We start from the raw sequence: 8000 nt of genomic DNA on the forward strand, positions 1-8000 counted from the left end.
GATGTTCGGCGTGTCACCGACGATCGCGTTGTGGTTGCGCCGCCAGAACAGATAGCGCGCGCCGAGATTGACCATCGTGGCCAGCCGGTTGCGGCCGCCGAGCAGGTAGAACAGGTGCACGGCGGTCCAGACGACCCAGGCGGGGAATCCGGTCAACGGCGGGACCCGGGGGATCTGCGCGACCGCCGAGCTACGCCCGATGGTGGCCAGGATGCCCTTGTCCCGGTACTCGAACCGGTCCATCTCCTCGCCACCCTGCAGCTTCCTCTTGAGCTGCTCACCGACGTACTGACCGCCTTGGATCGCCGGCTGCGCCAGTTGGGGCAGCGCCCGGTCGCCCGTTTCGGCAGCGATGTCGCCCACGGCATACACGTTGTCGAGGCCCTCCACGCGCAGATGGTCGTCGACGACGATGCGCCCGCCCTTGCCCTGCGGCAGATCCCACTTCGACACGCTTTCGTGCACCGTCACGCCGGACGCCCACACCACGACGCCCGCGGGCAGGAACTCCTCGTCGTCACCGATCACCACGCCGTCGGGCCGGACCTCCTTCACCGCCGCGCCCAGCCGCAGATCGACCCCGCGCCGCCGCAGAGAACGGTGGGCGTAGTCACGCAGCCGCTGAACGAACGGGCTGAGCACCGTCGGGAGCATCTCCACCAGCGTGATGTGGGTGCGGCGAGGATCCAACTCGGGATACGTGGCCGGCATGTCGTTGTTGCGCAGCTCGGCCAGTGCACCGGCAGTCTCCACCCCCGTCGCGCCGCCACCGACGACGACGACGCGCAGGTCGCTTTCCTGGCCGCTGACGGCCGCCTGCTCCAGCTTGGTGAAGATGGCATCGCGCATCGCCAAGGCTTGCGTCCGCGTGTACATCGGCAGCGCGTATTCGGCTGCACCGGGGATGCCGAAGTAGTTCGCCGCCACGCCCGCAGCCACGACCAGGTGGTCGTAGACGACGACGCCGCCGTTGTCCAGGACGATCTCGCGGGCCGTATGGTCCATGGCCGTCACGGTGCCGTTGACGAACCGCATGTTCTTCTGCCGCGCCCGCACCGCGCGCAGGAAGTAGGTGATGTCACCGGGATTCAGGGTGGCGGTCGCGACCTGGTAGAGCAGCGGATAGAACGTGTTGTAGGGGTGCCGGTCGATCAGCGTCACGTCGACGTCGACATGCCGCAGTGCGCGCACCGCGCGGAGCCCGGCGAACCCACCCCCCACCACGACGACATGGGGCTTCTGACGACGCTGGACCTGCGCGGATGCGTTCATGACGGGCTCCGTACCCACAAACACCGGCGTCGATCACACGCCGCTGTCCACTGACACTACCGGCTGGCGGAGGATGGTGCGGAGCTTCTCCGGGGCCACCTTGCGGGCATCGCTGAGATAGATCTCGTGGTGCTTGCCGACCATGCGCAGCCGGTGTTCCGGAATGAACTCGTGGTGCATCCGGTGCAGCAGACCTGCTTCGTCGTCGTACGGGCCGACGTGCAGAGCCTGCACGCACCGCCCCTCGGACAACGTCTCCAGCCGGAGCTCGTCGAGGCGCGCCGGCCGCTGCTTCGCCGCCACCTGCTCGACGGCGGCGGCGAACATGTCCTGGTCGATCCAGTCCGGAACCATGATCATCAACGTCCAGTCCCACCGGGACTTGTCCCGCGCAACGGTGAAGGCCTCCATGTCGTCGGCCCACCACAGACCTTCCAGCGGCATGACGACGTAGTCGCGCCCGAGCGTTCGCTTGCTCGCGAACTTCAACGCGTAGGCGACCGGATACAGCGTCTCGACTGCTTCGGTGAAGGCCGGCGACGTGTTGGGATCGCCATGCCCGTCGACCATGAGGTACTGCAACTCAGGCACGTCGACGATCCGGATCTCGTCGCGTTTCGCGCGATAAGCGTCGAGCTCCTTCTTGAAGTCGATCTTCTCCGTCATCGGTCACCAGGACTCGCGGGGCGAGCCGATCCTTTCGTCCAGAGTTTCGTGATCGAGCGGTCGCACTACTCGGGAGGATAGGCCCGCGAGTTCAGCCTGCGTGTGAAGAGCCGGACCTCGGGTACGTGCTGTCGAACACGGTTGAGGATCAGCGAGGATGCACAGCGAAATGAGGATCACGTGAACGACAGCGCCGACGACCATCGCGAACGAGCACAAAAGCGTCCACCGTTCCGCGGCGCTCCGCCGTGGTTCGTGTTCGTCGCTGTCGCCGGCGTCTTACTGCTGGGCCTGGCGCTCCTGGCGCTGATCGGCTCATTCGCGTGACGACGCTTGAGAACTCACCGCGCCGGCCGTCTGCGCGTCGTGTTCGTCGTGCGCGGCCCGGATGAGCTCCAACAACTGGTGCTCTTCCCGGATTCGGGCGCGGTACTTCTCCGGAAGGGCCCTGATCTGTTCTTCCTCGGCCCGCAGCATGGCGAACTTCTTCTCGCGTTCAGCGGGGTCGGTGTGATAGCTCAGGTTCAAGTACTCGTGGGCATGCCGACGAGCACCCGCGACGGCGTTCTGCGCCCGTCCCCGGGCGGAGTACAGCGAGGCCAGTGTCGTGATCGTCAGCACGGCCAAGATCACGCCCAGCGACAACCCGGTGCTGATCTCGGTGACATCGACCGGCTGGCCGTCGTTGATGAACGCGACGTTGTTCTCATGCAGCGCGTGCAGGATCAGCTTCACGCCGATGAAACCCAGGATCGCTGCCAGCCCGTACGACAGGTAGATCAGCCGGTCCAGGAGACCGTCGATGAGAAAGTACAGCTGCCGTAGCCCGAGCAGCGAGAACGCGGTGGCGGTGAACACCAGGAACACGTTCTGGGTCAGCCCGAAGATCGCGGGGATGGAATCCAGGGCGAACATGATGTCGGTGCCGCCGATGGCGATCATCACCACCAGCATGGGGGTCATCACCCGTGTGCCGTTCTCGACGGTGAACAGTCTGTCGCCGTCGTAGTTCTCCGTGGTCCGGACCGACCGCTTCGCCAGCCGGACGACGAAGTTGTCCGCCTGGTGTTCCTCGGACGACTCGGGTTTGAACAGATTTCCCGCCGTGAGCAACAACAGCAGCCCGAACAGATAGAAGACCCAGGCGAAGGTGTTGATCAGCGCCGCGCCCACGAAGATGAAAGCCGTCCGGGCGATCAGCGCGAACGTGATACCGAACAACAGCACCTTCTGCTGATCGGCCCGTGGCACTTTGAAGCTGGACATGATGACGAGGAAGACGAACAGGTTGTCCACCGACAGCGCCTTCTCGGTCACGTAGCCGGCGAAGTACTCCGTGCCCATGGTGGAGCCGCCGAAGATCCACACCACGACACCGAACGCCAGGGCGATGCCGACGTAGGCCGCTGACCACACCGCAGCCTCGCGCAGCGCCGGCTCATGCGCTTTGCGCACGTGAAACACGAAATCGTAAGCCAGTAGGGCGACGATCAACGCGACTGACGCGACCCACGCCGCCTCTGGAATGTTCATGCCCGGGCAGTACCCGGCCCAGGCGACGTCCATACCTGTGAACCACGGCGCCCCCGCCCCGGATCACCGGGACGGGGGCACCACCCACCCGTGGTCGTGTCGCCATGGTCGTGTCGTCAGCTCAGGCGTTCGTAGAACGGTCAGAGTGCGTCCGGGTTGATCCGCATCAGCTGCGTCGAGCCGTACAGGGTGTAGAGGTGGCCGTAGTCGTCGGCGATCAGGCGCGGCCCGAGACCCTGGATGTGCACCTCGACGTCGGCGGCGCCGGCGCGAGCGGCATCCGGATCGAACGAGAACAGCCGGCCGGCGGCGTTGCCGTAGATGCGGCCCTCGTGCTCGATCATGGTGGCGTAATTGCCGGGGATGCGATCGCCGGGCTTCCAGTCCGGGAAGATCTCCTCCTGCGAGATCCACTCGTCGGCTGCCGGATCGTAGCCGAAGAGCCATCCTGCTGCGTACGCCCACACGGTGCCGTCCGAGTCGGTGACCAGCGCGTCGAGCGAACGCAGGCCGCGCACCGGTAGATCACGGACCTCGATGGTCTCGTCGGCCTCGGTGAAGATCAACAACTGGCCCTCGTCCTCGATCGGCTCGCCGTCCCAGGAGAAGAAGATCGACGTGCCGCCCAACACCAGGCCGTCGGCCGCGGTCAGCGTGTTCACCGAGTAGTGCCCCACCTGCTCGGTGAACGTCGTGCACTCCCCAGTGTCGAGGTCCACGTACCCGATGGCGCCCATGTCGTGGCCGTACTCGGCTTGCGACCCGTAATAGATCCGGTCGCCGACGCCGAGCAACCCGTACGGCCGGTTCTGCCCGGCGCCGATCCGGCACACCGTCGCCGGCTCTTGCCCGTCCACGATGTCGGCCGGGACGTAGGTCGTGATGTCGCCGTTCGGATAGGTGCCCTGGTAGATCCTGCCCTGGTAGGCGATCATCGATTCCGCCTGCCGCCCGACGTTCCACGACTGCTGTTCGTCCGAGCGCATCGGTTCGTACGCGCCGGTGCCGCCGCTCATGTAGGCCGCACTCCAGATGCGCCCGTCCGGTCCGTCGACCAGGTCGTTCACCCCGAGCGCGACGTCGGGCACCCCGTCCAGTTCGGTCCGGGCGAATCGGCCGGTCTCGATGTTGTACGCGACGAGGTTGGCCTGAGAGTTGAAGCCGACGACCGACGGGCCGGGCCACTCGGGGTCGCGGAGATCGATGATCTCCCACGCACGGGAGAAGATCTCGCCCTTCGCGTCGGCGATGACGGACTCCTCACCGGTCACCACGTCGAGGGAGTGCAGCGGAAGACCCTCTTCACCGGCGACCGTGTAGTAGACCTTGTCGTCCACGACCGGGGTGGCCCCGTTGTAGATCACGCCCGGCACCTCGTGGACGACTTCGGCCTGCAGCGTCCCGGCGTCGTCCCGCCAGGTCCGCAGGACGATGAGATAGTCGCCGCCGGTGCTGTTGCTGTCGCCGGCCCAGACTTGGACGTACCCGCTGCCGGCGGTCATGCCGTAGACCCACGGCTTGGCCAGAATGTCGTCGTTGAGCAGGTGGGTGAAGTCCTGACACGAGCCGTCGGTGTCACAGCCGTAGAGATGCGGGACCGTGCCGGTACCCGCCCACAGCGCCTCGTTCTGCGCCTCGTAGGCCACAGCGCGGGTGTAGTTGGCATCGTCGGTCAGCACCGGGCCGAACCGTTCGAATCCGTCGTCGTCGTATCGCCACAACTGGGCGCCTGCATAGCCAACCGTGGGCTCGCCCCAGGCACCTCCGTACAGCACCCCCTCGGGCGTCGTCGTCAGCCCGTACATCATGCCGAGGTGGTCGATGGGCGGGGTACCGACCCGCTGCGCCGCCTCGTCGCCTGGCTGCCATTCGTACAGCCCGGGTGCGCCGTAGCCGGCGATGTAGACGACCCCGGTCACCGGGTTCTGCTCGATGCTCCACGAGCCGGTGACACCGGGCAGTTTCACCGTCTGGGTGACGCGCTGCTCGACGATGTCGGTGACCATGAGCACGGCGGAGTCCGCGGCCGAGCCCGTCGCGACCGTGAACGTCACCGCGCGGCCGTTCTGGTCGTACCCGGCGGCCATGGCCAGGAAGGTGCCTCGGTTGGTGATCTGGTTCCCGGTCGCGGTGAACGGCGCCGTGACGAGGACGTTGTCGAACTGGACCGTCTTCTGCGCAGCGAGCTCGACGGCGACGGCGGCGGCATCGGCCGGCGCCGTACCGGAGATCTGCACGACGTCACCGGCGGCGACCCGCTCGCCATGGACGGAGTCGATCACGTCACCGGACTCGTCGAGGAACCGCAGCCCCAGCGCGGCCTTCCCGGAACCGGCGGTGTCGGCGTAGGCGCTGTAGTGCTCGCCCGCCACGACCTCGACCGGCTCGCTGACAGCACCGGCGACGACACACGGGGCTTGGCCCGGAAACTGCAGGCTCTGCTCACCCGCGCTGGCCCAATCGGTGGTGATCCGAGCAGCGTCGTCGCAGTGTTCGCCCGGCGGCTCGCCCCGGCCGTTCGACGCCGACCAGTTCGCCAACCCGTCCTCGAAGCTGTGGTTGGCGATGAGAAGGTCCTCGGTCTGCACTCGCGGCTCGGGTACGTCGATCCCGTCCGCGGCCGGGCCGGCCGGAACGGCCGTCGGTGCCGACACGGCGATCAGGAGCACGGCTCCGACCACTGCCCCGGCTCGCCTGCGTGGTCCGGCTCTGCGCACCGTGCCTCCTCGATCGTCCGGCGACTGCAATCGCTTGCAATTGTCGATTCCGGAAATCGTATCGATCGTGTCAAGACGGTCCTGAAGCGTGCAGACCGGACGATCCGGCACCCAACCGGCTGGCGACGGACGCCCGCGAGAATGTCACCGTGACGACACCACAGCCGAGCCTGGCCGACGACGACATCGCCCGACTCCGTGACGCCCTGAGCGCCGCCGATTACACCGTGGACACCGTGCGCGAGGTGCTCGGACCACGGGCCGCGGCCGCACTCGACCGCAACGAGACGACCCCTGGACGCCTCGTCGTCGGCGACGACTCACCGGCTGCGGTGTTGACGCGGCTCTGGCCGTTGCAGGACGCGGTGCGCCGGACGGCCCTCGACGCCGTCCTGCCGGTCGATGCGCTGGTCACCAGTGGGATCCTGACTGCTGACGGCGACCGGGTGCGCGCCGCCGTCGACGTACGCCCCTACGCCGACGATGCGGGCGATTGGTGGGTCGTCGCTGACCTGACGCCGGGCATGGACGGGCAGCGGGACCGGATCCCCGACGATCACGTTCTCGGGCTCAACGCCGCATCGAGCACCCTCGCGCAGCTCACGATTCGCCGGCCGGCGCGGCGGGCACTCGACCTCGGCACCGGGTGTGGCGTCCAAACGCTGCATCTGGCCCGTCACTGCGACACGGTGGTCGCCACCGATGTCAACCCCCGTGCGCTTGCCCTGGCATCGATGACCGCACGCCTCAACAGCATCGACGTCGATCTGCGCGCGGGCAGCCTGTTCGAGCCGGTGCGCGACGAGTCCTTCGATCTCATCGCGACGAATCCGCCGTTCGTGATCTCACCGGCCGGTACGCACGTGTACCGCGACGGCGGTCTGCCGGGCGACGAGGTGTCCCGGCGGGTCGTGGTCGACGGCGCCGCCCGCTTGAGCGACGGCGGCGTTCTGCAGTCGCTGGCCAACTGGATGCACGTCCGAGGCGAGGACTGGACCGAACGCCTCGGCGGCTGGGTGGCCGCGACCGGGTGCGACGCGTGGGTGATCCAGCGCGAGGTGCAGGACCCGGCTGAGTACGTGGAGCTGTGGTTGCGCGACGCCGGCGAGGCCGGCCAGCCGGACTACGCCCGCCGGTACGAGGCGTGGTTGTCATGGTTCGACGAGCACGACGTCGAAGGCATCGGGTTCGGCTGGGTGAACCTGCGTGCCTCCGGCTCCGATGACCCGCAGGTACGGATCGAGAACTGGCCGCATGCGGTGGAACAGCCCCTCGGCCCGGCGATCGACGCCTGGTTCGACCGGGCCGACGTGCTGCGCCGACGGGACGAGGCACTGCTCGACGCCACGCTGGTCGTCGCCGGCGACGTCGTCCAAGAGCAGATCGGCCGCCCCGGCGACGAAGATCCCGAACACATCGTGCTGCGCCAGCATCGCGGCCTGATGCGCGCGGTGACGGTCGGCACGGCCGAGGCCGGGTTCGTCGGAGCCTGCGACGGCACGCTTCCCGTCGGGCGGATCATCGACGCCCTGGCCCACGTACTCGGCGTGGACGCCGTCGCCCTGCGTGCCGACCTGCTACCCAGGGTGCGCGAGCTCACCGCGGAGGGGTATCTGGCGCTCGCCGACGGCTGAGTACTCCGGGGCAACACCGGCCGGGCGCTCACGATGTGAGATCAAACCGACCGCTGAATGGACATGAGGGCTGTATCGCCTTTATCGTCAGGGACCAAGGTCATGAGTGTCAGCGTCAAGCCCCGGCTTGCTGACCGGCAACCCTCCACCGCGGTGGGGTGCCCCGGGTGAAGACCTG

General features: G+C 67.5%; 6 protein-coding genes and 1 riboswitch. Of the genes, 2 read left to right on the forward strand and 4 right to left on the reverse strand.

What is annotated here, in order from left to right; all coding sequences use genetic code 11:
- Both M6444_RS19395 and M6444_RS19400 read right to left on the reverse strand, forming a co-directional pair.
- A partial coding sequence (locus M6444_RS19395) for an NAD(P)/FAD-dependent oxidoreductase (RefSeq protein WP_298331236.1) occupies nucleotides 1–1272 on the reverse strand: 1272 nt, incomplete at its 3' end.
- A 33-nt stretch (nucleotides 1273–1305) separates the two neighbouring features.
- On the reverse strand, nucleotides 1306–1938 hold the full coding sequence (locus M6444_RS19400) for a GyrI-like domain-containing protein (RefSeq protein WP_298331238.1): 633 nt from the start codon (nucleotides 1936–1938) through the stop codon (nucleotides 1306–1308).
- A 180-nt stretch (nucleotides 1939–2118) separates the two neighbouring features.
- On the opposite strand from M6444_RS19400, the gene M6444_RS19405 reads away from it, so the two are divergent.
- Nucleotides 2119–2265, forward strand: a complete 147-nt coding sequence (locus tag M6444_RS19405; protein ID WP_298331239.1) for a hypothetical protein — start codon at nucleotides 2119–2121, stop codon at nucleotides 2263–2265.
- Here the strand turns inward: M6444_RS19405 and M6444_RS19410 are convergent.
- Both M6444_RS19410 and M6444_RS19415 read right to left on the reverse strand, forming a co-directional pair.
- Nucleotides 2254–3471: a TerC family protein gene (locus tag M6444_RS19410; RefSeq protein WP_363326435.1), complete on the reverse strand. Its 1218-nt coding sequence runs from the start codon at nucleotides 3469–3471 to the stop codon at nucleotides 2254–2256. The genes M6444_RS19405 and M6444_RS19410 overlap by 12 nt on opposite strands.
- 140 nt (nucleotides 3472–3611) lie before the next feature.
- The gene (locus tag M6444_RS19415) at nucleotides 3612–6188 is read right to left on the reverse strand and encodes a hypothetical protein (RefSeq protein ID WP_298331242.1); all 2577 of its coding nucleotides are present in this window, start codon (nucleotides 6186–6188) and stop codon (nucleotides 3612–3614) included.
- 149 nt (nucleotides 6189–6337) lie between these two features.
- On the opposite strand from M6444_RS19415, the gene M6444_RS19420 reads away from it, so the two are divergent.
- Nucleotides 6338–7822 carry a methyltransferase gene (locus M6444_RS19420; protein ID WP_298331243.1) on the forward strand — a complete coding sequence of 495 codons (1485 nt, stop codon included), beginning with the start codon at nucleotides 6338–6340 and terminating at the stop codon, nucleotides 7820–7822.
- A gap of 98 nt (nucleotides 7823–7920) precedes the next feature.
- Nucleotides 7921–8000, forward strand: a riboswitch (SAM riboswitch). This riboswitch is flagged as partial in the annotation.

The organism is Haloactinopolyspora sp., from assembly GCF_027324685.1.
Classification (GTDB): Bacteria; Actinomycetota; Actinomycetes; order Jiangellales; family Jiangellaceae; genus Haloactinopolyspora.

Excerpts from the sequence above, each read along its gene's own strand:
- M6444_RS19400 (WP_298331238.1), bottom strand. The coding sequence starts at position 1,938 with ATGACGGAGAAGATCGACTTCAAGAAGGAGCTCGACGCTTATCGCGCG.
- M6444_RS19410 (WP_363326435.1), bottom strand. The coding sequence starts at position 3,471 with ATGAACATTCCAGAGGCGGCGTGGGTCGCGTCAGTCGCGTTGATCGTC.